Source organism: Mycobacterium innocens, from assembly GCF_900566055.1.
GTDB classification, from domain to species: domain Bacteria; phylum Actinomycetota; class Actinomycetes; order Mycobacteriales; family Mycobacteriaceae; genus Mycobacterium; species Mycobacterium innocens.
The window spans coordinates 1-1,069 of the sequence record NZ_UPHQ01000293.1; the positions used below are offsets into that span (position 1 = coordinate 1).

Sequence of the window (1,069 nt, forward strand, 5' to 3'; positions counted from 1 at the left end):
GGCCCACGCCGCAACCGAATCCGGGCTCAACCGCGTTGGCTCCAACTACGATCTGTGTTTCGCCTTCCTCGCCCACACCGGCCTATCTTTACGACCATGAATCACTCAATTACCGAAACATCTTTAAGCCGATCCGGCTTAATAGCGACAAGGGCTGTCAATATACCGCGGTCCGGTTCACCCAGCGGCTGTGCGACGCCGGCATCGCCCCCTCACCGGAAGCGTCGGGGATAGCTTCGACAATGGGTTGGCGGAAAACCTGTGGTCAACCCTGAAAATCGAGCTAATATACTGGCCTGCAATCACTTTCGCTACCAGAGCGGAAGCAGACGCAGCACTGTTCCGCTACATCGACGGCTGGTACAACCCGCGCCGCATCCAAGCCGGTCTTAACGGACTTTCACCCGAGGAATACGAGGAGGCCTACTACACCGAACACGACAAACACCAACCGGATAGGCTCCAATCCGAGCCAGCCGAATCCAGATAGAAAAGTCTCCGGAAAACCGGGGAACTTTAAAGCGGGTTCTCCCTGCTTCCCCCGGTGAGAGGGACCTGGGCACCCAAGGGCCACACCCCGCTGCTGCGCCACCGATTCTCCTGGACTCGCCTGTCGATGTCCGGCGCGCTGGCCTACCGGCCCGACGCCAGCCAGGCCGCGCTGGTGTTCCAGATCAAGCAAGGCTCCTACAACACCGACTCACTGATCGAGTTCCTCACCGACCTACACGCCCACTTCAGCGGCGACAAGATCACCCTGATCTGGGACAACCTGCCCTCACACAAGTCCAAGGCCATGACAGCCTGGATCGCCGGCCAGCGACAGTGGCTCACCGTTGAACGGCTACCGGGCTACGCCCACGACCTCAATCCCATCGAGATGGTGTGGGGCAACGTCAAAACGGTTGAGCTGGCAAACCTATGCCCCGACACGATCGACGAGGCCCACGCCGCAACCGAATCCGGGCTCAACCGCGTTGGCTCCAACTACGATCTGTGTTTCGCCTTCCTCGCCCACGCCGGCCTATCTTTACGACCATGAATCATTCAATTACCGAAACATCTTTAA

At 59.0% G+C, this 1,069-nt stretch carries 2 protein-coding genes; both read left to right on the forward strand.

All coding sequences use genetic code 11. From position 1 onward, the window contains the following. Positions 1–190: 190 nt before the first annotated feature. Positions 191–490, forward strand: coding sequence for an IS3 family transposase (locus EET03_RS33190; protein ID WP_425271570.1), 300 nt, complete (start codon positions 191–193; stop codon positions 488–490). A gap of 42 nt (positions 491–532) precedes the next feature. Further along, positions 533–1,042, forward strand: coding sequence for a transposase (locus EET03_RS28035; RefSeq protein WP_122508861.1), 510 nt, complete (start codon positions 533–535; stop codon positions 1,040–1,042). The last annotated feature ends 27 nt before the right edge of the window (positions 1,043–1,069 follow it).